The organism is Ectothiorhodospira marina (genome assembly GCF_900109495.1).
GTDB classification, from domain to species: domain Bacteria; phylum Pseudomonadota; class Gammaproteobacteria; order Ectothiorhodospirales; family Ectothiorhodospiraceae; genus Ectothiorhodospira; species Ectothiorhodospira marina.
The window spans coordinates 47,605-71,916 of the sequence record NZ_FOAA01000002.1; the positions used below are offsets into that span (position 1 = coordinate 47,605).

Genomic DNA, 24,312 nt, shown 5'->3' on the forward strand with positions numbered 1-24,312 from the left:
AAGAGGAAGCATTGCATGTCCATCATGGCCGATCGCGATGGTCTGATCTGGTACGACGGTGAGATGGTGCCCTGGCGCGAGGCCAAGACCCATGTGCTCACCCACACCCTGCACTATGGCATGGGGGTGTTCGAGGGCGTACGCGCCTATCTGACCGACCGCGGTCCGGCCATTTTCAGACTGGGCGACCACACCCGTCGCCTGTTCCGTTCCGCCCATATCCTGGGCATGACCATCCCCTACACCCCGGATGAGCTCAACGCCGCCCAGGTGGCCGCCGTGCGTGACAACAAGCTCACCAGCGCCTACTTGCGCCCCATGTGCTTCTTCGGGGCCGAGGGGATGGGTCTGCGGGCCGACAACCTGGAGGTGCATGCCATCGTGGCTGCCTGGGAGTGGGGGGCCTACCTGGGCACCGAGAGCCTGGAGCGCGGCATCCGCGTGAAGACCTCATCCTTCAGTCGGCACCATGTGAACGTGACCATGTGCAAGGCCAAGGCCAACGGCAACTACATGAACTCCATGCTGGCCCTCCAGGAAGCTCAGGGTTGTGGCTGCGACGAGGCTCTGCTGCTGGATACCGAGGGCTACGTGGCCGAGGGCAGTGGCGAGAACTTCTTCATGGTGTATGACGGCGTGATCTACACCCCTGAGCTCACCTCGGCCCTGGATGGCATCACCCGGCGCACCATCATCACTCTGGCCCATGAGTGCGGCATCGAGGTGCGCGAGAAGCGCATCACCCGGGACGAGGTCTATGTGGCCGACGAGGCCTTCTTCACCGGCACCGCCGCCGAGGTGACCCCCATCCGCGAACTGGATGGCCGCAGCATTGGCAACGGCGGTCGCGGTGCCATCACAGAGAAGCTTCAGACGTTGTATTTTGATGTGGTCAAGGGCCGCCATCCCAAGCATGATGAGTGGCTCACCTATATCTGACGTGCCCCAAGGAGTGAGATGTCATGCCCAATCCGCAGACCGCACTGCATCAGGATCAGTATCAGGTGGCCAACCAGCAGACGGCCATCCGGGTGACCCGCAAGGACCTGCCCCTGCATTGCCCCATGCCGGGCACGGCGCTATGGGCATCGCATCCGAGGGTGTTTCTGCCCATTGAGGACAGCAAGGATGGCCGGATCCTGTGCCCTTACTGCAGCACGGAGTTTACGCTGGAGGATTAGCGGCTGACGTTCATTCGGCTGACCCCTGCCTCTCCGGAGGGGCAGGGGCGTCGAATCGGTAGCCAAACATCTCGATATCCGGCCGGTAATGGGCCTCGACGATGCGGGCTGTCTCGTCCGTGTAGTAGCGCCGGTAATCATCCCGCCCCTCGGCCTTGCGCCGATGGGGTAGTGCCACTCGGGGAATGCCGATGTGATCGCAGGCGGTATCGAAGTCCTCCTGCAGGCTCTCGTAGTGACCAATGAAGTCGACGATGCATCGTCCTCCCATGTCGGTCACATAGTCCCGCTGCAACTCCTTCGACGTATCCAGCATGTAGTTCCATTCCCGCTGCGGGTCGAACTTGAGCTTCACGAACTGCTCGAAGGTCTCCACCCCCTCCAGCACATGGGGGCGCTCCTTGCGGATGTGAAAGAACGAACTCACCTGAAGATCCCAGGGATTGCGCACGAACACGAACTTGAAGAGGTTGTCGTACAGCTCTGCCGGCAGCATCTCCCGGGCGGCAATGGCCTTGGCATGGCGGGGAAACTTGGCACCGATCCGGTGCCCGCTCAGCTGATCCAGCTTGTCGGCCAGGAACAGGGGCACGCCCCAGGGTCCCTGGTAGCGGTAACGCGACAGCGCCGCCCGCACGCTGGTGCCACCGGTCTTGGCGATGTGGACAAAAAGGAAGTTGTGCTTGAGGGAGAGTAGCATGGGGGATCAGCGGACTGCGAAGTGGGTTGGGGAGCGGCAAAGTATCCAACCCAGCGGCGTGGGTGTCCACCGATAGCCTCGACTGACAGGCCTTTCCGGCTGGCTGCGGCGGAGCATCCGCCACCGTTCCGTCGGCAGTTGCCTGCGGGATTACGAGGGGTACGTGGAACGGGTGGAGGCGTTCATTTCGGGGGCTCCAGGCCCATGACTTCCAGGTAGCGACGGGCGCTGATTTCGGCCCTATACTCCTCCACCGCTGCTCGGATGTCGTCGGCTGGTAAGGGCGCATCCAGTGTTCCGAGCATGGACTCACCCAGTGCTGTGACATCGCCCACTGGCACGAGTGGGCCGTATCGCCCACCCTGAAGGATCTCGCGCGGGCCACTGCGACAGTCCGTGGAAACCACTGGCACCCCCAGTGCCATGGCTTCGGTGAGTGCATTGGGAGAGCCTTCCCAGGCAGAGGAGAGTACGAAAAGATGTGCTCGTCTCAGCCACGCATAGGGGTTGGCCGCAAAACCGGGCATGACGCCCCGGTCCTCCACACCCAGCGACCGGCTAAGGGCGGCGAGGGCTTCGCGGTCGCCGCCCTCTCCCAGGATGATCAAACGCGCAGGTCGGTGGAGCTGGATACTGGCAAAGGCCCTCAGCAAGGTGGGAAAGTCCTTCTGTCGGGTCAGTCGCCCCATGCCGATGATGACCGGATCACCCCCATCTTCCAGCCAGGGGTGCGGAGCAGGTTCGGCAGCCAATGCCTCAAGTCCCGGGGTGATCACGGGATTGCGCACCACATGCACCCGGTTTTCAGGCAGGTCGGTAATCTGGCGCACATCATCCGCCACCCCCTGTGACACTGCGATGATCCCGTTCACCAAGGGATAAAGCCGCCGCATGGGCCGGTACCGCAGCCATTTCCTCAGCCTCGAACGCCCTTCCATGGCCTCGGACAGCGTGGTGCCCAGGCGGATGAAGATGCGGGTGTTCACCTTTACCCTGCGGCGAGCCTTGAGCGCTGCCCGTCCCGCCCGATCCTTGGCGGCTAATAGCAGGTCGGGGCGGCGCTCCCGCAGATAACGTGCAAGGGGAGCAACGCCAAGGGCGCTGTGGCGGGTGCCCAGTCGGGTGACGTTGACGGTCTCCGGCAGATCACGCAAATGTTGACTTTCCTCGCGGATCAGTACCAGGTCGATCTGCAGGCCCATGTCGGCCCACTCTCGGACCAGGTTCAGCACCATGCGTTCCACGCCACCTTCGCCCGAGAGGGAGACGAGTACAGCCAAGTGGGGGGGCAGGCTCACCGGATGTCCTTCAGCCACTCAGGCTGCAAGGGGTAGTTGAAGCGCTCGAAATCCTGCTGGTAAATCCGTGCAATAATCTGAGCTGTGTTCTGGCTGTAATAGGCTGTCAGCTTCTGGCGGGCATCGGTCCGATGCCCGCGTTGCGAACCGGTATCCGCCAGCTTCCTGGCCGGATCAATTCGCGCCATGATGGTCTCCAGTTCCTTCGTCAGAGTTTCCATCTTGCCCACGTGATCCAATAGTGCGGTATCACAGGGGATGTACCAGTCCTGGGGGTACCAGTGGGGGTCTTGGGTAAACCCGCCCTGAGCCAAGTATCGACAGAACTCCTCGAAACTAATGTCTTCGTCCGCGGACTTATTGAGGGCTCGGCGTGCCTTTTCCTTGCGTTTGCCGGTGACAATCTTGTCCAGATAGGCAGACAGTATTCGTGAGTAGGGGTCGCGCGTGATGGTGAATAGAAAAAATCGTCTATCCAGCTCTTCGACCTCTTTCACTGAAAGGTCGCTCGGGCGGGCAAATGAGCGCTTGCTTGCGAAGAAACAATATTCACCGTCACCTTCGCGGGTCAGTAGGCGTATAACGGTCGAGTTGGCCGCTTTGGGGATGCGGAAATAGATGAAGCCCCGCCCCCGGTCTACGGCAATGCGCTGATCCACCTGCGGAAGCACATGCAGGGGCGTTCCTTTGAAGCGCCGGTAGAAGGGGCGTGAACGGATACGTAGAGTCTTGAACCAGTCAGTCATGCCAGGCTTCCTCCGGGGAAGGTTTGCATGACGCGCATCAAGGCTTCGCACGCCGGCTCCCGGGCATCCCGGGCGTGGTTGCGCGCCCATGCGCTTCTCATATGACTGATCCTTGTCGGTGTGCGGGTGAGGCCCAGTACCTGGGCCATGGCTAGCCTGCGCTTGCCGCCGGAAGTCGCGAGCAATTCCCCGTTGGCGGCCACGGTAACGGTCAGTTCATTTGGTGCGGCATCTATCCTGTATCCATCCGCCTGCATGCCTTGCATGATCTTCAGATAGCCGGACATGTCATCGAACAGTCCTTCTTCGGTATCAACCACGAAATGACGTCTGCCGGTGCGGTGGTGAAAGGCCTTGCCCCGACGAATGCCCCCCAGCAGTTCCTGGTAGACGCTGCTGCCCGCCAGATCAACCTGATGTTCCCATATGTCCTGGATCAACCGGTATTGGTATGATTCCCGAAAATCCGCTTTCCGCCAGCCTTTTGGTTCCTTCAGGAAGAACTTTCTTCTCCGTGCCCGGCTGCAGGCTTCGGGCTTGATCAGGCGGCGCCTGACGCTGCGCGGGTTCACCGTCATCCACGTGGCCTGTGGAAATACTCGGGTTACGGCGCTGCACTCCAGTAGCGGCTCCAGTCTTCTTGCGGCACCGACGGGGAGATGCCGCCAGGTCTGGCACATTGTCCACGCGCCCAGGCTGGTCCTGCCCTTGGGCGCGGTATGGGTATCATTGTTCATGGTTGCAGAGACTTTAACCGTCGGCAGCCGGTGACCGTAGGGTTGGTAAATGGCAAGTCCTTTGTTCTCCATATTCATTCCGGCCTATAACCGGGGGCATGTCATCACTCGGGCTCTAGACAGTATATCAGCCCAGGGCTTCCGTTCCTGGGAGGTCATCGTGGTGGATGATGGCTCCACCGACGACACCGGAGATGTAGTGGCCCGTTGGTCCAGCCATCATGATATCCCCGTGCACTACGCTTACCAGGCCAATAGGGGCAAGCATGTGGCCCACAACCACGGTGTTTCACTGGCCCGGGGCGAGCTTTTCATGGTGCTGGATTCCGATGACATCCTGCTTCCTGATGCCCTGGGCAAGGTGGCGGCCGCCTGGCTGGATCTGTCCCCCGAGGCTCGGGCCGGCAGCGCGGGGGTGGAAGGTCTGTGCATCACCAGTGCCGGGATACTCCATGGCACCCCTTATCCCTGTGACCCTTGGGATGGCAATTACCTGGTGTTGCGTGGCGAACTCGGGGTTTGTGGAGAAAAGCGCAGCGCTCTGCGGGTGGATGTCCTGAAGCACTATCCTTATCCAGTCTTTGCCAACGAGACACATGTTCGCCCCAGTTACATCTGGAAACAGATCGCCCATCGCTATGGCCTCCGCTGTATTAATCAGCCTCTGCAGGTGGTCGATTTTGCTACTGATGGGTTGACCGCCACTGCTTCAAGGCGTCGCCTCCGGAATGTACGCGGATTGTTCGCCTACTGGCGGGATGACATCCATCATCATCAAGGCTGTTTGCGGGTATCCCGTCGAATCAGGCATTATGCGGAGTTTGTTCGGTATGGCCTGCATGCTGATTTTGGGCTGCGTGAGCAGTGGTGCGAGGTTCCCAATCGTTTGCTCTGGCTGATGGCGTTTCCACGGGGGGTGTCCAATTATGTGGGTGACCGCATGAAAACACGCCGCCACTAATAATGTGAGGGCCTTTCTGAAGCGGCTGCTGGAGGCAGTGAAATCTCCTTTATCCAGTTGCTAATGGCCGCTCTCATGGGTAAATCATATCGGGAAATGCAATGCCTCGCCCACTGTGAATGCAGAAGATCTACCTGCACCTTGACCGTGGCTAGTATCTAGAATCCTTGCTATTGCAAGTCTGTGAGTCCCTTCACCGCATTTAATTAAGGATCCATCACGTCCGATCCGGATCACGATGTCGCTACCTGCGTTGCTATGGTCGGCCGCTAAATAGCCATGTTGTTTCATGCTTAAAAACAGTGCCTTGACCCCGGAGAAATACTCGATCATCTGTCGACTCACAGCGTGGAAAGCGAGTTCGCCTGTTATGTTTTAGCTCATTGAGTAAACGCCGATAACTGGGGGTGTCGCGGTAATCGCAGTTCTCGAGCAGGAGTTCGCGTAATTCGTTTTCTCTGAAAGCAGTCTTGGGTGCATTATAGAGATCCCAGCCCCCGGGGCATGTGAGTAAGGGCCAATATTTGATATAAAAGGGCCACTCTGCGCTTTTTCTGGCATAAATAATTCTGTATGGGTTTACCCAGGTGTGAGCTTCATGTGACGAGGCGAGGTCAGCGGGGTGAGCCATCTAAAAGCATGCATCATGGTTGAGTGCTCCGTTTCGGAGGTTCTGGTACTTTTGCCTTCTGTGGAGTGTTGTTAGAAAATATCACGAATGCATAGAATGACAGCAATAAGAGCAGTAGTGCACGTCCTTCCGCTTGGCCAATGCGGATTTCAAAATTTAGAACTATGGCGGCAAATAATGTTATGCAAAAAATACTCAAGCGCATTGTGGGTGTGATGACGCCTGTTCGGCCGGCAGCGAATAGGGCTCTTAGCATTAGTGTTATAAGTGTCAAGAATCCACCCACCCCCAGAACTCCGTAACTAGTTAGGAGCTCAATATAGAAATTATGGAAATGCCGGTATGGTAGCTCGGTGAGTAAGATCTCGCCGCTCCCGCCGCCCCACCCCGTCAATGGTCGTTCCCATATGGCTTCCGCTGCTATCATCCACATCTGTATTCTTGCGCCGATTGATTGGCCTTGGCTAGCAGCGGCTTCGAGTTCGCCGCTAAATAATAAAGAGAGCGTGTGGTCTTCAGATAATATACGACTGATGATGATTGATTGATCCCCTGACATGTGGTCCACAATCATGGCGAGTATGGGGAGTAGGAGTAATCCAGATGTAGCGGAAAAAATCACCTTTCGTGATTGTTGTCTGTTAATTAATGCGCTATAGATTAATACTGCCAGGGCGATAGGGAGTGCTAGCCAGATTGATCTGGATTGCGATGTGACTACCATTAATCCGAAGAGAATTATTAGTGTTGTCAATGAGAGAATTTCGATAACGTTCTTTTTGCTTCCCATCAGTAGGTATGAGAAGCATGCGAGCATGCCGGCGCCGGCAGTCAGTCCGAGAAAATTGGGGTGATATCCCCAAGCAAAGCGAGATGAAAGATCTATCTCGCGTAAGGTGACAGTTGGAGCCTCGTATATGACTCCAACTAAAAAACCGATCACGGAAACTATCAGTAAAGGCTTGATATGGTGCGGGTATCGGAACAGCCACCACCCCATAACTAACGGGATGGGCAGGCTTATAATAACGAAGTGCCGCCAGTGTGGGTTCCTCATCTCATCAAGTTCTGGGAACTGACTAATAGCCATTATGGATCGTAGCAGGATATAGCCGCCGAGTAATAGGCTAACCCAGAAGATCGGTTCTTTTCTGAGGTCAGGCCACAAGTGTTTTGCTGCGCATGCTGATGCGGCTAGGACGAGCGCCAGCCCTAAGTAGGAGCCAGAGACGGAGTAGGGTGAAAAGAATACAAAGACATACCAGCCGGAGAAGGCTGTGAAGGTGCAAAAAGCCGAGTGCTGACAATGACCTCCAGTATCTGCGTGATCAGGGGATTTCATGGGATTTCCGGTGAGTTCTGACAAAGGATGCTAAGTGAAAATCGTCCAGTTTGGCCGGCCACGGGCCGCTACCAATCAGATTAAGGCGTATTTCGATCGTGGTCGGGCACCGTAACGGCACAGTCGTGTCGATTTGACGTGTGGGTTAGTCGCAAGGGGGGGCGTATTATGCCGGTCAGGTCATTTTGTTACAGGGCGTTGGAGCCGAAAACTCGACGTCCAGCCGCAAAGGATATACCAGGGTTTTGATCCAGGCAAACTGGGGGGTCAATCGCCTCGCAGAATACTCCTTAAGGAGGCCTCGAAAAATGGCCGCTGCCGGGGCATCATGTCCCCACGTCGCCCGTTCTGATGGACGCCCCTTATGAAGTCTGGATTCCTTGGCCGGGAAGAGGGTTATGCCCTGCAGGAGAAGGCGGATGAGCCGTTGCCCGGGTGCAGATGTCAGGAGTGCAAGGCGATTAAGCAGGGTGTGCCCGACGGCTCGGAAGGGCAGCCCAACAAGGTACCGCAGAAGGACCGTGAAGACCGCTGTGCGAAGACGCAGGGTAAGAGCGTTTTTTTGATTACAAGGAGAACGTGGGGACCGACCGCAGGCAGAACCTGGTCCGGTACTTTGAGGTCATCAGCGTCCGTCCATAACAGCCAGGTGATCGATGTCTTTCTGGACGACAACGATACGTATGCTGTCGTGTGGGCTAACTCGGCCTGCTGGCCCGGGGAGGAGAGGTAGAAAACACGATTGATCAAGGTTCCCTTTATTTGAGTCGTACGTCAACTATCCTAGTAGTGCCGTTCTGCATATCGTGGTAGCTGGCGTATTACATACGCTTGCCAATCCATGGAGGAGTAAGGATATGTTTTCGGGATTGGGCCAAGATGAACGATAAGACATCAAATAGGTTTATTACAATGACTGCGCCATGCCTTGAAGGGGGGGGTGGTCGAAATCTATTAAATCTGTGTATTGGATTTATCGATGAAGGTTACCGTGTAGATATTATAGTGGATCACTTTGGCGGAAGGTATATCGATCAGTTTCCGGATGGAGTGCGGTTTTGGACTCCACGAGGATCGCATCCGATTTTCGATGTGCCCTGGCTGGCCTGGTATCTGATAAACCGAAGGCCGCTTGCCGTACTAACTGCCGTGCCGCGGCACGCAGTATGGATGTGTCGGGCGCGTAGCGTGAGTGGTCATCAATTTCGTTTGGTGGTGAACGTGCATAATGACTATATTGAGTCATTCAAGCATCTGCAATTTAAGAAGCGACAGCGGCGCATACGAACAATCCAAAGATACTATCCGAGATGCGATGCTGTAGTTCCTGTTTCTCAGGGCGCTGCACGTTCATTTTCGAACTTGAGTGGCATTCAGGAGTCTCGGCTTTCTGTTATTAATAATCCAGTGGTTACGCAAGATCTTGAGGATGCGGGCCGTTGCCCCGTGGATCACCCTTGGTTTAAGGATCAGGTGGTTCCAGTCATCGTCTGGGTGGGGAGGATGGAACCCCAAAAGGATCTTAATACGCTCCTGGAGTCGTTTTTGACGCTGCGTGGGCGACTGGGATGTCGACTAGCCCTTATTGGAGATGGGGCAGACTCAGAGAAGATTAAGAGTAAGTCGAAGGGCAGTAACTACTCCGGGGGCATCACGTTTCTTGGATATCAAGCAAATCCTTTTCCCTTTATGAAGATGGCGTCCCTTCTAGCCTTGAGTTCTCGCTGGGAGGGATTTGGGAACGTTCTGGTTGAAGCGATGGCCTTGGGTACGCCGGTTGTTGCGACCAATTGCCCCAGTGGTCCCGCGGAGATCCTTGAGTACGGGAGATTGGGGCCAATTGTGCCGGTCGGGGACGTTCCAGCATTAGCGAATGCTTTTGAGAGGTGCATCGAGTCGCCGACAGATTCGTCGGTGCTTCGCCAAGCAGCGATGAAGTATGCCGTTAATGCCGTGACCAAGCAATATATCCGTGTACTCAGCGCGTAGATGGCAACTTTTCCTAGGTTGATGTGGCTATTCTGTTTCCGTGATCGGTTGGTGGAGTGGTTTTAACGGAATTACAACCTCTGCGGTCACCAGCGAGCGCTTTGCGAAATGTGGTAAGGGCCGACCCGCCTGTCCTTTTTGGGGTGGATCCGCGGCGGGATCTTGAATTGGTTGAAGCGCCGAGGTATGCCTTGCCTTGATCCGGCTGGACGAGAGTTTGCTGGTCCGGGACAATGCCTGAATCCGTGGCCAACCTCGCCCGCCCGACCGGAAATCGGCCTTGGCAGGGGAGCGACCCCGCGAGCGATGCTGTGACCGGTGGCCAACCAGCGTTCAGGTTACCTGAAGGCGTTCATCCATGAAATTCGAGCCTTTCCAAACAGCAGTTGGGGGTGATTCCCGGGGCCAGAGCCATGGGTATCCGCACCGCCTGTGCTCCAGGCCGTGCGTGAGGGTTCAGGATGTGAGCCGGCGTTTCCCGCTATCCGGAAGCGCAAGCCTGGAGCTGTGTGAACACTCGCTTGAAGGCCGCAAAGCCGGGGCAGTGAGCGCCAATGCGCAACCAGACCTGACGGGCGTGGTGAACCAGCTGAGCAGGCAGGCTGATCAACTCCTGGAACACAGTGCGGATGCGGCGGCGCTTAGCGGGATGGCGCACGGGCGAGTCATCGCCGATCAGCCCCTGCAGGCCAATCCAGCGCAGGACGTTGTACACGAAAGTGCCCGCTGCCATGACCAAGGTGTTGGTGTCAAACTTGCCGGAGGGCAGGCGCTCCAGGTCCATGTCGGTCTTGAACTCGGAGTGGAACTGCTCACAGGTGGCATGGCCGCGATACAGGGCGATGATGTCGTCATCGGACAGTTCCAGGGAGGTCCACCAGCCCTCGACCTCCAAGTCGGGGAACACCAGCGTCTGGCCCTTGCGGTCGATTGTGCGCTCCACCACGCGCATGATGCGTCGGAAGGTGTACTCCTGCCCTTGCCAACTCCGGGTTTCGTTGACGCTGAAGGTGGCGATCCGCTTACCCTCGCGGGGCGTTTCCCACTTGACCTTGCTCGCCTCCAGGCCATCCGCATGCGCCATCCAGTCCGCGGCCGACGCCTGTCGGGGGTTCCACTTGATGATGAAGTCGATGCCTTCGGCCTGCGCGCGCACGCGGTTTTCCCGGGCATCATGGGCACTGTCCAGACGCATCAGAATGGGGCGTTCAGTGAGGCTGCGTGCCGCTGGCAGCACGCGATCCAGCACAAACCCGAAGCCGTTCTGGCTGTTCTCGGATCCCGGCTTGAGCTCGGTGGCCAAACACCAACCCTCTTCACCCAGATAGGCCGGCATCACGCCATAGCCGTCAAAGCCCCGATAGGTGTAGCACACGCCTTCCTTGTGAGTGCCCGAGTTGTCCTGTGCAAACAGGTCCAGATCCAGCGCCACGTGGCCGCAGGACAACGGCGTCACTGGGATCTTAGCCTGCTGAAGGAAGGTCAGGTTGGCCTGATCCAGGGCGCGGGCATAATCCATGGCGGAGGCATCCATGCGCTGACGCAATCGCGCTGCCGACAGCCCGCGCTTCAAGCCCATGCAAGACAGAAAGAACGGATCCTTGCGCACCCCCTCGGCGGCTTCAAAGTCGCTCTTGCCCAGGGTAAGCAGCCCCAGGTAGGTGCTGAGCACCTGGCCATGGTCGGCGCCCCGGTAAGATCCCATCGACTTCACCGCCTGATCCAGGCGGGATGCCGCAATCGCCTCGCCAATCAGTGCCAGCCCCGCATGGGCGGTGAGAATCCGGCGCGGCGACTGCTCAAGGCGAGGTTTTTTGAGGGGCATCTGGGTTCACCCAACTGGTGCAACGGGAAGCCCCGATTTTCTCATTTATCTTGTTGTTTTTGAAGGCTAATCATGAAATTTGGCGAGATTTCGTCACGGATTCAGGCAATGGTTAAACGATGGACCGAAAACGGATCGCGTTTACAATGTATCGTCACCACAACAAGCTTGCCTAGCCCCCCGCTCGTTCCCCCGACCCTCCGATATCCTTAGATGCACTCCTCCATCCTGATCATCCGTCTTTCCGCCATCGGTGACGTCGTCATGGCCTCGCCGCTGCCCGCCGTGCTGCGTGCGCGCTGGCCCCAAGTGCGAATCACCTGGTTGGTGGAGCCGCAGGCCGCCTCGCTCGTGGCTCGGCACCCTGGGGTGGATCGGGTGGTGGTTTGGCCCAAGGCCCAATGGCGCTCGTGGCTAAGGGGGTTTCGCTGGATTCGGTTGGGGCGGGATGTGGTCCGCTTGCGTCGCGAACTGCGCAGTGAGCGCCATGACCTGGCGCTGGATCTGCAGGGTCTACTCAAAAGTGGTGTCTTCGCCTGGTTGTCCGGGGCTCGCGAACGGGTGGGGCTGGGCTCCCGAGAGGGTAGCCATCTGCTCATGACCCGGGTGGTGCCAAGGGGGGGCGACATACGCCGCATTGGCTCCGAATACCGGCATCTGGCAGAGGCCCTTGGCCTCGACGTGGGGGATTTCTGGATGCAGGTGGGGTTGAGCGATGATGATCGCCAAGTGGCCTCGGGCCTAGCCCGCGCGCATCCGCAGGGGTATCTGGTTGCTTGTCCCTTCACGACCCGCCCCCAGAAACACTGGGTGGAGTCCGCCTGGGGCCGTCTTGCCGTGCGGCTGCAGGAGCAATTCGGGACGAGGTTGGTCCTGCTCGGCGGCCCCGGCGATCGCGAGGCCGCTGAACGCATCGCCGCCCAGGCGGGTGATGCGGTGGACAACCGGGTAGGGGAGACCTCGCTCACCGAGGCCGCCGCCGTCATTTCCCGTGCCCGTCTCCTGGTGGGGGTGGACACCGGCCTCACGCACATGGGCCCCGCCTTCAATGTGCCCACGGTGGCCCTGTTCGGGTCGACCTGTCCGTACCTGTATACGGGCCGGGACAATACGGTGGTCATCTACCACGATCTGCCCTGCGCACCCTGCAAACGCAATCCCACCTGCCAGGGCCGGTTTGATTGCATGACGGGCATCACCGTGGACGAGGTTTTGGGCAAGGTGGACGCACTCCTGCCTCACCGGGAGACATCCGCTTGAGTCTCACTATCTTGCACGTGGAAGCGGGGCGCCATCTTTACGGTGGGGCCCTGCAGGTGCGCTATCTCGTCGAGGGGCTGGCCCAGAGGGGGATGTCCAATGTGCTGGTCTGTCCTCAAGGTGCGGCGATTGCCGGGGCGGCCGGGCCTTTTTGCCAGCAGGTGCATGAACTGCCCATGGGGGGCGACCTGGACCTGGGGTTCGTGGGGCGTTTGCGCGGCGTGATCCGTCAGACCCGGCCCGATGTGGTGCATCTTCACAGCCGGCGCGGTGCCGATGTGCTGGGCGGGCTGGCAGCCCGCTGGTGCCGGGTGCCGGTGGTGCTCTCCCGGCGGGTGGATAACCCCGAGCGGCCCTGGGCGGCGCGCCTGAAGTACCGCCTGTTTGATCGCGTGATTACCATCTCCCAGGCCATCCGGGAGGTGTTGCTGTCCGAGGGGGTGCCGGCGGGCAAGGTCATCTGTGTGCCCAGCGCGGTGGATATGGCCGCATACACCGGTGGCTGCGATGGCTCGGTTCTCAAGGAGGCCTTCGGCTTTTCCGGTAACGAAATTGTGGTGGGCGTGATTGCCCAGTTGATCCCCCGCAAGGGGCATCGGCATCTGCTGGAGGCGGCGCCATGGATTCTTGCCAGGCATCCGCAGGTGCGTTTCGTGTTTTTGGGTCAGGGGCCCCTGGAGGACGACATTCGCGCCCAAGTGAGGGACGGGGGGCTGGAATCGCAGGTGTTGCTGGCGGGCTTTCGTGATGACCTCCCAAGCATCCTGCCCTGCCTGAACCTGGTGGTGCATCCGGCGGAGATGGAGGGGCTGGGAGTCTCCTTGTTGCAGGCCGCTGCCGCCGGTGTGCCGTTGGTGGGCGCCCGGGCGGGCGGGGTGCCGGAGATCATCGGCGATGAGGCGGGGCTGTTGGTACCGCCTGCTGATCCCACGGCCCTGGCTGATGCGGTGATCCAGTTGCTGGATGACCCGGTCGGGCGCGAGCGCATGGGGCAGGCTGCCCGCGACCGGGTGGGCCGACTGTTTTCACTGGATGCCATGGTGGAGGGGAATCTGGCGGTATATCGGGAGTTGATCCGGTAACATACTCCGGCAAGTCCCTGCCCGCCCACCTGACCCAATCGATCCGAATATATCATGAGCAACGATGTTCACCGACCATGGGGTGCCTGGCTGTTGCTGGGGCTGGCCGCCTATTTCTTCTTGCACGTGCTTATCCGGGCGACCGGATCGCCGACGCTGGAGTTGGACGAAGCCGAGAAAATGGTGGTCACCCAGTGGTGGGCGGCCGGCTATTCGGGGCAGCCGCCCCTGTATGCCTGGATACAGGCTGTGGTGTTCCGTTTGCTGGGGGCGGACCTTTGGTCTTTGGCCCTGGTAAAAAACGGACTGCTGTTTCTTACCTATATGTTTGTCTATCTCTCAGCCCGGCGTTTGCAGGGGGATATGCGCCTGGCTGTTCTGGCCACGCTTTCGCTGTTGCTGATCCCGCAGGTGGTCTGGGAGTCGCAGAGAGATCTTTCCCACTCGGTGATGGTTACCTGTATGGCGGCTGCCAGTGTGTATGTGATGTTGCGCTGGCTGGATCGGCCCACGCTGGGCCATTACCTGCTGGTGGGCGTCGTATTCGGTCTGGGCGTACTTTCAAAGTATAACTATCTGGTCTTTGCGGCAGCCGCAGGGTTGACCTTGTTGACCCTGCCGCGTGGGCGGGCGCTGTTGCTGGATGTGCGTATCCTGATCAGTGCTGCGGCCGCGCTGGCTGTGACGGGACCGCATCTACATTGGGTGTTGTCCAGCCAGGATATGGCCAGCAGTGGCCTGGAAAAGATGGATTTTGGCCAGGGAATTTGGCCTTTGTCCGGGCTGGGGGAGATGACGCTGGCTGTGCTGGCCTTCCTGACTCCGCTTTGGCTGGTGATGTGGATGACGTTCCGGGGAGACTTCAGTCGTGTGTTCTTGCGTTGGCAATCGCCTGCGGGGCAGTTCTCTTTACAGCGATACCTGCTGGCTGTTCTTGCTCTGCTGGTGATTCTGGTGCTGTTGGGGGCAGCCCATTTCAAGGACCGCTGGATGTTGCCCATGTTATGGGTGTTCCCGCTGTATGTGTTCGCCATGATGGGCAGCTCGGCCCTCACCCCAGGACGCGTGCGGGGTTATATCGCCACCTGTGTGGTGATGCCGGCGCTGGTGCTACTGGTGATGGCCTGGCGGGTGAACGACTGGGCGGTACTGGAGGACCGGCAACGGCATGTGCATCCCTTCGACGCCTTGGCCGAGGCGTTGGCGGACCGGGGCTTTGAGCGCGGGATCATCGTCTCTGATGGTACGTTCGTGGCCGGCAATCTGAGGATGCATTTTCCGGACAGTCAGGTGTTGTCCCCCAGCGTGGCCCCGGGCCGTCTGCGGTGCGAGGCGGGTGGCGATGTCCTGGTGGCATGGGAGGTCAGTCAAGAAGCGGTTCTGGGTCAGCGCCTTGGGGCCTGGGTGGAGCACCATCTGGGGCCCTCGGCCAGCGACATGCAAAGGGATATTCAGGTGATCTCGCTTGAATCCTGGAGCGGTGAGCGATTCGATTTTGCCGTGGTGCTCTGGCCCGGGGCCCTGGATGGGGCATGTAGAGTGGGTCGCCCAGTTAGCTGAGCGAGTTCAGCTTCCGTGCGGCGCTGGGCCCTGGCTGAAAGGTGAAAGCATAGGGGGCAATCCAGCGCTGCCTTCGCGGCCAGGGCCGCTCCCACGGTGAGGGCAGTTGCTGCACGGTGCCCGCCGCTGCCCCTCATCCCTGGCCTTTCTCACGATTCCCTGAGTGGCGAAGGGAGCAGTCGCTGGCGCGAGAGGGGTCGGGGTGGGTGTCAGTCGAGGTGAGAGCGATAGGGATCCGGCAGGCCCCAGCACTTCTTGTACTTGAAACGTCGGTGGGTCCAGAAGTACTGCTCCGGGGCCTCGCGTATGGCTTGCTCGATCACCTGATTGATGCGCGTAGCATCCGCCTCTGGCGTTTCGCCGGGGAAGTCTTCCAGGGGGGGGTGGATCACCAGGCGGTAACCCTGGTTGCCCGGTAGCCGGTAGCCGAAGAAGGGCATTACAGGCGCGCCGGTGATCCTGGCGAGGCGGGAGGTGGCCGGATTGGTGGCGGCCAGCTGTCCGAAGAAGGGGACCATGACGCTGGCGCGTGTCTTGAACGCCTGGTCGGGCGCATACCACACCACTTCGCCCTGGCGCAGGGTGCGGATGACCTCCTTGGCCTGGTCGCGGCGGATGGCTCGGGTGCAATGCCGTTCCCGGTTGCGGCGAAAGAAGTATTCCACCACCGGGTTCTGGTTGGCGCGGTACATGGCCGCCAGGGGCTGATGTCGAAGTATCAGTCGACCGCATATCTCCAGTGAGGTGAAATGGGCCGAGAGCAGGAGCACGCCCTTGCCTTGAGCCAGGGCCTCTTGAAGATGCTCCAGTCCCTCCACGTGTTCCAGCGATGCGAGTTGCTCATCCGTGGCCCACCAGCCAAAGGGTGTCTCGAACAGTGCCGCCCCCATGGCCCGGAAATGGTCCTTGACCAGTCGTTGCCGAGCCTTCTCGTCCAGTTCCGGAAAGCACAGGCGGATGTTGGTCTCGGCGATGCGGCGCCTTTCCCGCGCCAGTGGATGGAGCAACCTGCCAACACCCTCCCCGAGGCGCACCAGCCATCGCCACGGCAGCAGGCGCACCAGTGCCCAGAGCAGCGCCACACCGACCCACATGGGCCAGTGATGGGGATGGTAGAGCGAGGATGAGGGTTTGCGCTTGGGCATCGAAAAGGGAGAAGGGGAGCAAAGGCACGGATGTTAACATGCCTCTTCGCCCTGACGGATTCCACCTGTGTGGGAGCGGCCCTGGCCGCGAATGCTCAAGCCCCGGGAGTCCGGCGGCTTTTGGGATGATTCGCGGCCAGGGCCGCTCCCACAGGGGGGCAGGCTCGGCCAGGGTGCCCACATGGCCGCCACCGGTCTTGTATCATGCGCGGGAGTTTTTGATGAGGTGATTGGCTTGTGAATCCGAGTTTGCCCCCCTTCGAACAGGCCCGGGTCATGGTGGTGGGTGACCTGATGCTGGATCGCTACTGGTCTGGCGCCACGGCGCGGATCTCGCCGGAGGCCCCGGTGCCCGTGGTGCATGTGAACGACGTGGAGGAGCGTCCCGGCGGTGCCGCCAACGTGGCCCTGAACCTGGCCCGACTGGGTGTGCAGACACACCTGGCGGGCGTGGTGGGGCAGGACGAGGCGGCTGCCTCGCTGGATCGACTGCTGGCGGATGCGGGGGTGACCTGCGAGTTTGTTCGGGATCCGACGGTCCCCACCATCACCAAGCTTCGAGTGATGAGCCGGCATCAGCAACTGCTGCGGCTGGATTTTGAGCAGCCGCTGGATCACGTGAACACTCAGGTCTTGCTGGATACCCTGCCGGCCGCCTTGGCCTCGGTGTCCGTGCTCGTGCTGTCCGATTACGGCAAGGGCACCCTGGCGGCAGCGCCCCAGTTGATCGCTCGGGCACGTGAGGCGGGGGTGGCCGTGCTGGTGGACCCCAAGGGACGGGACTTCGAGCGATATCGCGGGGCCACGCTGCTCACCCCCAACCTGGCCGAGTTCGAGGCCGTGGTGGGTCCGTGCCCTCGGGATGATCTGCTGGTGGAGCGTGGGGAACGGCTCCGGGCCGACCTGGGGTTGACGGGGCTTTTGATCACCCTGAGTGAGCGGGGCATGCTGCTGGTGCGCGAGGGGCATGATCCCGTGCACCTGCCCACCCGGGCCCGGGAGGTCTTCGATGTGACCGGGGCGGGGGATACCGTGATCTCCCTGGTGGCCGCCGCCCTGGCCACGGGGCAGGACATGGCCGCCGCTGCCGCCCTGGCCAACCTGGGTGCCGGAATCGTGGTGGGCAAGCTGGGCACGGGCTATGTGAAGCCCGCCGAGCTTCGGGCCGCATTGCGTGGGCATCACGGGGGTTGGAGCAGCCTGCTGTCGGAGGCGGATCTCATGCTGGCCGTGGAGGAGGCGAAGGCCCAGGGGGAGCGCGTTGTCATGACCAATGGCTGTTTCGACATCCTTCATGCCGGGCATGTGGCCTACCTGGAGCAGGCCCGCAAGCGTGGCGACCGGCTGATTGTGGCGGTGAATGATGATGCCTCGGTGGCACGTCTCAAGGGTCCGGAGCGACCGGTGAACCCCCTGGAGCGCCGCATGGCCGTGCTGGCGGGCCTGGCCTCGGTGGACTGGGTGGTCCCCTTTGCTGAGGACACCCCGGAGCGCCTGATCTGCGCGGTGCAGCCGGATGTGCTGGTCAAGGGCGGGGATTATCGGCCCGATGAGATTGCCGGGGCCGGCTGCGTGCGGGAGGCGGGTGGCTCGGTGGAGGTGTTGCCCTTTGTGGATGGGGTGTCGACCACCGGGGTGATCGATCGGATTCGGTCAGGGGGATAGATCGTCGGAACCCAGGGGACGGATTTGAATCCGTCCCCATTAGCACTGGAACGCCTGACATGCATGCACTCTACAATCTCCTGATCCACCTGCTCTTGCCCATCTTCCTGTTGCGCCTGCTCTGGCGCAGTCGTCGCAATCCGGCTTATCGGCAGCGCTGGGGAGAGAGGCTGGGATTTCCTGAGCCGCTTCGGGACAAGCGCCGCCATTTGTGGGTGCATGCCGTCTCCGTGGGAGAGGTGGTGGCGGCTGCGCAGTTGATCCGGGCCTGGCGGCAACGACATCCGGAGCAGCCGATTCTGGTGACCACGACGACGCCCACGGGGGCGGACGAGGTGGTGCGGCGTCTGGGGAATGAAGTGATCCATCGCTACCTGCCGTTCGACCTGCCCGGCGCCGTGGGGCGGTTCATCGAGCGAATGCCCGTGGATCGGCTGCTGGTCATGGAAACCGAACTCTGGCCCAACCTCTACCGGGCCTGTCACGCGCGTGGCATCCCGATCCTGCTGGTGAATGCACGCCTCTCTCCCCGTTCCTTTCGCGGCTATCAGCGATTGCGCCCGCTGGTGCAGCGCACCCTGGGCTGGCTGGAGGGCGTGGCGGCCCGTGGGCAGGAGGACGCGGACCGCTTTGTGGCGCTGGGGGCATCGCCGGACCGGGTGCGGGTGACGGGCAATATCAAGTACGACCTGACGCTCTCCGCCCCTTTGCGTGAGCAGGCCCGCGCCCTGCGCGATGCCCTGGGTGCGCGCCCGGTGTGGATCGCCGCCAGCACCCATCCCGGGGAGGATGAACAGGTGCTCAAGGCCCACGCCCTCGTGCGCCAGGCGCTGCCCGATGCCTTGCTCATCCTGGTGCCCCGGCATCCGGAGCGCTTCGAGACCGTGGCGCGCCTGTGCCGTGAAGCGGGAGGGGACCCGGCACGCCGCAGCCGGGGCGTGGTGCCTGATGGCTCACAGGCGGTATGGCTGGGCGACAGCATGGGGGAGTTGCTCATGCTCTACGGCGTGGCGGATGTGGCCTTTGTGGGGGGCAGCCTGGTGCCCACGGGGGGGCACAACCCCCTGGAGCCTGCCGCCCATGGCGTACCTGTGGTGACGGGGCCTGAGGTGTTCAATTTCAGCGAGGTCTTTGCGGCGCTGTCCGGCGCGGGCGGGGTGTGCCAGGTGGAAGATGCCGATGCACTGGGGCAGGTCGTTGTGCGATTGCTTGATTCGGGGAAGGATCGCGACGCCCTCAGCGCCGCGGCCAAACAGGTACTGGAGTCCAATCGCGGAGCGGTGGCCCGAGTACTTGACTGGGCCGAGGCAATGGCACTGAGGTCTCGATAGTGAATGGGGGGCCGCTCCCACGGGCTGCGATCGACGGAATCCAGTGCTAGCGGATCAGCTTAAGCAAGTCCTTGAAGCGCGGGTGGGTGCATTCGCCCAGCCATTCGAACATCACCGACTCGGCGTTGGTCACGGTGACGCCGGCTTGGGCCATGCGGGCCAGGGCGTTGTCCCGGTTGCGGGGGTTGCGCGAGCAGACGCCATCCTCCACCACGAAGACCTGGAACCCCTCCTGAGTGAGTCCCAGGGCCGTTTGCAGCACACACACATGCGCCTCCATCCCGCACAGGATCACCTGGGGACGGCGAGCGCTCTTCAGGGCATCCATGATGCCCGGGGCACCACAACAGGAGAACGTGGTCTTGTCCAGCACACGAGCCGCTTGGGGCGCCTGCTCCAGCACGGCATGAGCCGTGTGGCCGATTCCCTGGGGGTATTGCTCGGTCACGGTGACCGGGATATTCAGGATCCCGGCGGCCTGGGCCAGGCGTCCTGCGTTGCGATACACCTGGGCACGCTCGGCCTCGTCCATGGCGACGGCCAGTTTCTCCTGGATATCCACCACGAGCAGGTGGCTGCGGTCACGATCGCAAAGCAGATCCATCATCCACTCAATCCAGCCATGTGTTCACGCTGATGAGGTCTTCCTGCGAGAGGGTGCCGGCGGCCTGCTTCAGACGCAGGGTGTTGAGCAGGTAATCATAGCGGGCCTCGGCAAAGTCCCGCTCAGCCCGGAACACCTGACGCAGTTCCAGGAGCACGTCCACGGCCGTGCGGGTGCCCACCTCGAAGCCTGCCTCGGCGGCCTCGAAGGAGGCGCGAGTGGATTCCAGGGCCTGTTCCAGGGCCCGAACTCGAGAGATGCCAGCGTTCACCGACAGGAAGGCACTGCGGGTCTGCTGCACGGTCTGGCGTTCCGCCAGCTCCTGCTGCTCTCGCGCAGCGTCAAAATTCTCGCGGGCCTCGCGGGTCAGGGAACTCACGCGGCCGCCAGTGTAAATGGGAACCCGTAACTGCACGCCAACCTGGGCATCCTGACGATCCAGAAACTGTTGGCTGGTGGCGCCACTTGTTTGGCCCCCAAAGTCCGGGAGGTCGTTGAACGCCTGGTCGTTGTAGCTGGCGGACAAGCCCAGGGTGGGGTAATGGCCGGAGCGCTGGCGCTTGATATCCTGGGCGGCCACCTCGGTGCTCAGTCGCTGGGCCACCAGATTCAGGTTGGCCTCCCGGGCGGTTTCCACCCACTGGCTCTTGTCCGCCGGGTCGGGAAGCACCAGAGGCATGCGGTCGGACAACTCGGGCAGGTTCTCGTAGAACTGACCGGTGATGACAGCCAGGTCTTCCTGGGCCTGATCCAGGCGATTCTGGGCGGCAATCTCCTCGGCAACAGCCAGGTCGAATTGGGCCTGGGCCTCCTTGACGTCGGTGATGGCGATCAGACCGACCTCAAAGCGTTGATCTGCCTGCTCCAGTTGTCGACCGATGGCCTCCTTTTCCGCCTCGGCGAAGGAGAGATTATCCTTGGCTGACAACACCCCGAAGTAGGCCTCGGCCACTCGCAGGATCAATTCCTGACGGGCAGCGTCGCGCACTGCTGTGGCCTGGGCAACGCCCAGGTCCGCCTGGCGCAAGGCCACATAGTTGGTGTGATCGTAGAGAGTTTGATTGAGGGACAACTCAAAGGTGCGGGTCTGATAGTCGAAGGAGGGCCGCCCTTCCTGATCACTGTCCGTGTAGGCATAGCCCAGAGTGCCCTCGATCTGAGGCAGCAGCGCGGAGCGGGCCTGTGGTCGGGCCTCCAGGGCAGCCCGGAACTCCGCTTCGGCAGTGCGCAACTCGGCGTCTCGTTCCTGTGCCGTGCGGTAGACCTCCAGCAGGTCAGTGGCATACAAGGGCGCCGCCGCCGTGGTCAGTGAAACGAACAGGCTGGCCAGCAGCGGTTTGCGAAAGCGGATCATGGGTGTCTCCAGCCGCGGGGGGCGGGGTGATCGGGGAACATCAGCGTATTCTGATATCGTATCGTCATCGGGCCTGAATTGGGAACCTTGACAGGCCTTGTCAGTACGTGGGCAGCGTGGGATCCACCTGGCGGGCCCAGGCGTCGATGCCACCCTCCAGATTGATCACCCGGGTGAAGCCCTGGTGCTCCAGATAATGGGCCACCTGCAGGGAGCGAATGCCGTGATGACAGATCAGCACCACTTCCTCGTCGGGATCCAGCGCCTCTTCCAGCTCGTGAATCTGCCCCAGGGGGAACAACTGAGTCCCCTCCAGGTGCACAATCTCGTACTCCCAGTGCTCGCGCACGTCGATGAGGCGTGGTGGCTCTTGGGTCGAGTGCAGATGATCGTACAGCTGATTGGCCGTCAGTCGCTGCATGGGGCGGATTCAGAAAACGAAGCGGGGAGCCGGCTCGAAACCCACCAGGGGCTTCAGGCGCGTCTCGAAGAGTGCATGTCGGGAGAAATCGTTCTCGCCCACACGGATGACCAGCATGGCCTGCATGGCCGGCGGTTCCCCCACCACCACGAACAGACGCCCACCCGGGCTCAACTGGCGCTCGAAATCCTCGCGGTAGCGTGCCATGGAGGCCGTCACAGCGATCACATCATATTGACCATGGCGGCCAGACCAGCCTTCCGCAGCGTTACCTGTTGCCAGATTGACATGGCTCAGGTTCAGGTCCCTGAGGGGGCGCTGGGCGGCTCGGGTGAAGTCCTCGTGAATATCCACGCTCTCCACATGCCCCCCCAGCTGGGCAAGGCAGGCCGTGAGATAACCGGAGCCGGTACCCACCTCCAGGATGACGTCACGGGGCTGAATGTCCAGTGCCTGCAGCAGACGTCCTTCCACGGTGGGGCGCATCATGGATTCGTCATGGCCCAGGGGGATCTCCAGGTCGGCGTAGGCCAGTTGCTTGTGGTTGTCCGGGACAAACTGTTCCCTGGGGGTGTGTTCCATCACGGACAACACGCGCGGATCCAGTACCTCCCAGGGACGGACCTGCTGTTCAACCATGTTGAATCGGGCTTGTTCGAGGTTCATGGTGGTGGTCTCTGCATCTTGTGGTTGTTATGCCGGGTGGCCATGATGAGGCGCCGCCCGGTGATGAGTCGTGATCGGAAGGTTAAGGTCTTGGGCAAGGCGGGGCAAGACCCGCGCCCATGAGGTGCGGGCATCTCACGGTGATGGGGGCAGGCATGTTCGAAGCAGCGGAACTGGGCAGGAAGGTATCGAAACAGACTTACAAGGAAACGGTGCCGCTACTGCGGGCCGATTTGCTGGAGGCGCAAAGGCGTCTACGGGAGACGGATGCGGCGGTGATCATCATCGTCGAGGGCGTGGACGGCGTGGGACGCGGTGAGGTGGTGAACCGTCTCAATACCTGGCTGGATACCCGGGGCGTGGAGACCCACGCCTTCTGGGAGCAGAGTTCCGAGCAACTGGAGCGCCCGCCCCTGTGGCGTTACTGGCAGTCGATGCCGCGTCGGGGCAGCATCGGCATCTTCTTTGGGGGCTGGTATTCCCGGCCGATCCGTCAGCATATCCGTGATGAATGGGACGAGGCCAGTCTGCACGAGTCCCTCACCCGCATCCGCGATTTCGAGAGCATGCTGGTGGTGGACGGGGCCCTGATCATCAAGTTCTGGTTTCATCTGACCCGCTCGGAACAAAAGGCCCGCCTCAAGCAGCGTCTCAAGGATCCGGCCAGTCGCTGGTATCGCTTGCCCAAAGGCAAGGATCAGGCGATTCGTTATCAACGTCTGGTGGAGACGGGTGAGCGGGTGATCCGCGAGACCGACAGCGGTCTGGCCCCCTGGTATCTGATCGAGGCCACCGACCCGCGCTACCGGGATCTGACCGTGGGGCGGACCCTGCTCGATGCCATCAACGAGCGCCTGCAGGTGGGCGGGCCTCCCGATGAGGGCGTCACACTCTCCCATGCGCCCAGTCTGCCGCCCGAGCCTTCCGCCCGAGTGACGGTGCTGGACCATCTGGACATGGTTCAGGTCCTGGAAAAGGCGAACTACAAGAAACGCCTGGCCACCGCCCAGGCACGGCTGCGGGATCTATGCTGGCGCGCCAAGGACAAGGGCGTGGCCACGGTCATTGTCTTCGAGGGCTGGGATGCCGCCGGCAAGGGTGGCGCCATCCGTCGCCTCACTTCCGGTATTGATGCCCGCTTGTACCGGGTGGTGGCCGTGGCGGCACCCACTGACGAGGAACGGGCGCACCATTATCTCTGGCGTTTCTGGCGCTACGTACCACGTCGCGGGCGCATGACGGTATTCGATCGCTCCTGGTACGGGCGCGTACTGGTGGAGCGGGTGGAGGGCTTTGCCGCCGAGGATCGCTGGCGCCGGGCCTACCACGAGATCAACGACTTCGAGGAGCAGTTGGTGGAGCACGATGTGGTGCTGGTGAAGTTCTGGCTGCACATCACGGAAGAAGAGCAACTGGAGCGTTTCCGGGAGCGTGAGAAAGTGGCCTACAAGCAGCACAAGATCACCGATGAGGACTGGCGTAACCGCCAGCAGCGAGCGGGCTACAATGCCGCGGTGAACGAGATGGTGGTGCGCACCAGCACGGAATACGCCCCCTGGACACTGGTGCCGGCCAATGACAAGCGTTTTGCGCGGGTGACGGTGCTGGAAACGGTGTGCGACCGCCTGGAGGCGGCGATCACCTGAAGGGCCCCGAGAGCCGACGGGCTTGCCAAGCCGCGGCATCTGGGCTAGCTTGAACGCTTGAGGCTAGGGGTGCCCCCGAAGGGGGCTGAGACAGTCCCTTGGAACCTGAACCGGATCATACCGGCGGAGGGAAGCTTCGGAGATGCGCATTCGCGCCCCGTGGTGACC

21 protein-coding genes and 1 riboswitch are annotated in these 24,312 nt (G+C 61.2%); of the genes, 10 read left to right on the forward strand and 11 right to left on the reverse strand.

All coding sequences use genetic code 11. The annotated features are described in order from the left end of the window. Window positions 1–15 precede the first annotated feature (15 nt). Both BMY52_RS02775 and BMY52_RS02780 read left to right on the forward strand, forming a co-directional pair. Entirely contained in the window at window positions 16–939 is a 924-nt protein-coding gene (locus BMY52_RS02775) for a branched-chain amino acid transaminase (RefSeq protein WP_090250651.1), read from the forward strand. Window positions 940–962: 23 nt separating this feature from the next. Beyond that, window positions 963–1,181, forward strand: a complete 219-nt coding sequence (locus BMY52_RS02780; RefSeq protein WP_090250654.1) for a zinc-finger domain-containing protein — start codon at window positions 963–965, stop codon at window positions 1,179–1,181. Between the two features lie 10 nt (window positions 1,182–1,191). On the opposite strand, the gene BMY52_RS02785 is transcribed toward BMY52_RS02780, so the two are convergent. The 4 genes from BMY52_RS02785 to BMY52_RS02800 all read right to left on the reverse strand — a co-directional run bounded on the left by BMY52_RS02785 (window position 1,192) and on the right by BMY52_RS02800 (window position 4,740). After that, the gene (locus tag BMY52_RS02785; RefSeq protein WP_090250658.1) at window positions 1,192–1,881 is read right to left on the reverse strand and encodes a sulfotransferase family 2 domain-containing protein; all 690 of its coding nucleotides are present in this window, start codon (window positions 1,879–1,881) and stop codon (window positions 1,192–1,194) included. A 182-nt stretch (window positions 1,882–2,063) separates the two neighbouring features. Further along, window positions 2,064–3,173, reverse strand: a complete 1,110-nt coding sequence (locus BMY52_RS02790; protein ID WP_281244062.1) for a glycosyltransferase — start codon at window positions 3,171–3,173, stop codon at window positions 2,064–2,066. A gap of 2 nt (window positions 3,174–3,175) precedes the next feature. Then, on the reverse strand, window positions 3,176–3,925 hold the full coding sequence (locus tag BMY52_RS02795; RefSeq protein WP_177169820.1) for a sulfotransferase family protein: 750 nt from the start codon (window positions 3,923–3,925) through the stop codon (window positions 3,176–3,178). Beyond that, the gene (locus BMY52_RS02800) at window positions 3,922–4,740 is read right to left on the reverse strand and encodes a hypothetical protein (protein WP_143050410.1); all 819 of its coding nucleotides are present in this window, start codon (window positions 4,738–4,740) and stop codon (window positions 3,922–3,924) included. Before BMY52_RS02800 ends, BMY52_RS02795 begins: the two co-directional genes overlap by 4 nt. Here BMY52_RS02800 and BMY52_RS02805 point away from each other — a divergent pair. Next, the gene (locus tag BMY52_RS02805; protein ID WP_090250669.1) at window positions 4,712–5,623 is read left to right on the forward strand and encodes a glycosyltransferase family A protein; all 912 of its coding nucleotides are present in this window, start codon (window positions 4,712–4,714) and stop codon (window positions 5,621–5,623) included. The genes BMY52_RS02800 and BMY52_RS02805 overlap by 29 nt on opposite strands. Window positions 5,624–6,267: 644 nt before the next feature. On the opposite strand, the gene BMY52_RS02810 is transcribed toward BMY52_RS02805, so the two are convergent. Then, window positions 6,268–7,596: an O-antigen ligase family protein gene (locus BMY52_RS02810; RefSeq protein WP_090250671.1), complete on the reverse strand. Its 1,329-nt coding sequence runs from the start codon at window positions 7,594–7,596 to the stop codon at window positions 6,268–6,270. Window positions 7,597–8,475: 879 nt separating this feature from the next. Here BMY52_RS02810 and BMY52_RS02820 point away from each other — a divergent pair. Further along, window positions 8,476–9,585: a glycosyltransferase gene (locus BMY52_RS02820; protein WP_090250676.1), complete on the forward strand. Its 1,110-nt coding sequence runs from the start codon at window positions 8,476–8,478 to the stop codon at window positions 9,583–9,585. A 481-nt stretch (window positions 9,586–10,066) separates the two neighbouring features. Here the strand turns inward: BMY52_RS02820 and BMY52_RS02825 are convergent, their stop codons facing one another. After that, window positions 10,067–11,410, reverse strand: a complete 1,344-nt coding sequence (locus BMY52_RS02825) for an IS1380 family transposase (protein WP_090250680.1) — start codon at window positions 11,408–11,410, stop codon at window positions 10,067–10,069. A gap of 213 nt (window positions 11,411–11,623) precedes the next feature. Here BMY52_RS02825 and BMY52_RS02830 point away from each other — a divergent pair, with 213 nt between their 5' ends. The 3 genes from BMY52_RS02830 to BMY52_RS02840 are packed head-to-tail and all read left to right on the forward strand — an operon-like array spanning window position 11,624 to window position 15,312. Continuing rightward, window positions 11,624–12,670: a glycosyltransferase family 9 protein gene (locus BMY52_RS02830; protein WP_090250683.1), complete on the forward strand. Its 1,047-nt coding sequence runs from the start codon at window positions 11,624–11,626 to the stop codon at window positions 12,668–12,670. Next, entirely contained in the window at window positions 12,667–13,752 is a 1,086-nt protein-coding gene (locus tag BMY52_RS02835) for a glycosyltransferase (protein WP_090250685.1), read from the forward strand. Before BMY52_RS02830 ends, BMY52_RS02835 begins: the two co-directional genes overlap by 4 nt. A gap of 54 nt (window positions 13,753–13,806) precedes the next feature. Beyond that, window positions 13,807–15,312, forward strand: a complete 1,506-nt coding sequence (locus tag BMY52_RS02840) for a glycosyltransferase family 39 protein (RefSeq protein WP_090250688.1) — start codon at window positions 13,807–13,809, stop codon at window positions 15,310–15,312. A 209-nt stretch (window positions 15,313–15,521) separates the two neighbouring features. Here the strand turns inward: BMY52_RS02840 and lpxL are convergent, their stop codons facing one another. Continuing rightward, entirely contained in the window at window positions 15,522–16,457 is a 936-nt protein-coding gene (gene lpxL / locus BMY52_RS02845) for an LpxL/LpxP family Kdo(2)-lipid IV(A) lauroyl/palmitoleoyl acyltransferase (RefSeq protein WP_090250692.1), read from the reverse strand. Between the two features lie 237 nt (window positions 16,458–16,694). Here lpxL and hldE point away from each other — a divergent pair, with 237 nt between their 5' ends. Both hldE and waaA read left to right on the forward strand, forming a co-directional pair. Beyond that, on the forward strand, window positions 16,695–18,122 hold the full coding sequence (gene hldE, locus BMY52_RS02850) for a bifunctional D-glycero-beta-D-manno-heptose-7-phosphate kinase/D-glycero-beta-D-manno-heptose 1-phosphate adenylyltransferase HldE (RefSeq protein ID WP_090250694.1): 1,428 nt from the start codon (window positions 16,695–16,697) through the stop codon (window positions 18,120–18,122). Window positions 18,123–18,181: 59 nt separating this feature from the next. Continuing rightward, window positions 18,182–19,453, forward strand: coding sequence for a lipid IV(A) 3-deoxy-D-manno-octulosonic acid transferase (waaA, locus tag BMY52_RS02855; protein WP_090250696.1), 1,272 nt, complete (start codon window positions 18,182–18,184; stop codon window positions 19,451–19,453). Between the two features lie 46 nt (window positions 19,454–19,499). On the opposite strand, the gene BMY52_RS02860 is transcribed toward waaA, so the two are convergent. The 4 genes from BMY52_RS02860 to BMY52_RS02875 all read right to left on the reverse strand — a co-directional run bounded on the left by BMY52_RS02860 (window position 19,500) and on the right by BMY52_RS02875 (window position 22,498). Further along, a complete protein-coding gene (locus BMY52_RS02860; protein WP_090250698.1) occupies window positions 19,500–20,060 on the reverse strand; it encodes a hydrolase in 561 nt (186 codons plus the stop codon). A gap of 4 nt (window positions 20,061–20,064) precedes the next feature. Then, the gene (locus BMY52_RS02865; RefSeq protein ID WP_090250701.1) at window positions 20,065–21,411 is read right to left on the reverse strand and encodes a TolC family outer membrane protein; all 1,347 of its coding nucleotides are present in this window, start codon (window positions 21,409–21,411) and stop codon (window positions 20,065–20,067) included. Window positions 21,412–21,511: 100 nt separating this feature from the next. Next, window positions 21,512–21,832 carry a rhodanese-like domain-containing protein gene (locus tag BMY52_RS02870; RefSeq protein ID WP_090250703.1) on the reverse strand — a complete coding sequence of 107 codons (321 nt, stop codon included), beginning with the start codon at window positions 21,830–21,832 and terminating at the stop codon, window positions 21,512–21,514. Between the two features lie 9 nt (window positions 21,833–21,841). Beyond that, the gene (locus BMY52_RS02875; protein ID WP_090250706.1) at window positions 21,842–22,498 is read right to left on the reverse strand and encodes a protein-L-isoaspartate O-methyltransferase family protein; all 657 of its coding nucleotides are present in this window, start codon (window positions 22,496–22,498) and stop codon (window positions 21,842–21,844) included. A gap of 155 nt (window positions 22,499–22,653) precedes the next feature. Between BMY52_RS02875 and pap the strand changes: the two genes are divergently transcribed. Continuing rightward, window positions 22,654–24,144 (forward strand): polyphosphate:AMP phosphotransferase, encoded by a 1,491-nt coding sequence (gene pap / locus BMY52_RS02880; RefSeq protein ID WP_090251124.1) that lies wholly within the window; start codon window positions 22,654–22,656, stop codon window positions 24,142–24,144. Window positions 24,145–24,199: 55 nt separating this feature from the next. After that, window positions 24,200–24,293: riboswitch (TPP riboswitch) on the forward strand. Window positions 24,294–24,312 lie beyond the last annotated feature (19 nt).